Consider the following 503-nt stretch of genomic DNA (forward strand, 5'->3'; position numbering starts at 1 on the left):
CCTTGTGCATCGTCGCCAGCATATTTCATGCCGTCATCCAATGTAGCCACTTCATGTGTATTCTTGCTGTTATCTTCGTATACGATACGAGTGATACCATTAGTACCATTTTTACCGTCTACGCCATCTTGACCTTTTTCGCCACGGATAGTAAGACCATCTTTACCGTCCTTACCATTGAGGCCGATAGAACCATCTTTACCGTTGATCACAACGGAGGAACCATCTTTACCGTTTACGCCGATTTTACCATCGATGCCATCTTTACCGTCTTTGCCGACCTTGATGTCATTGGACAATGCGTATGTATAAGTGTGTTCACCAGTTGTAGCGTCGATATCTTGTTTTATAGTCAAGTTATCGCCTGCTGCATAGGAAACAGTTTTACCATTGCCAACAGCTGTTACAGCATGGTTACCAACTACATTGCCTTTAGCGTCAGTGGAGAAGGAATAACCGTCTTTGATTTGATCAGCCAAACCGGACAAGTCGATTTTTGCGAT

The 503-nt window shown here is 43.7% G+C and carries 1 pseudogene; it reads right to left on the reverse strand.

Annotation, left to right across the window (positions count from 1 at the left end):
• Window positions 1–503 (reverse strand): annotated as a pseudogene (locus HMPREF1477_RS09855) (hypothetical protein); the annotation flags it as partial.

The sequence above is a fragment of the Veillonella sp. HPA0037 genome, assembly GCF_000411535.1.
In the GTDB taxonomy this organism is placed as follows: domain Bacteria; phylum Bacillota; class Negativicutes; order Veillonellales; family Veillonellaceae; genus Veillonella; species Veillonella atypica.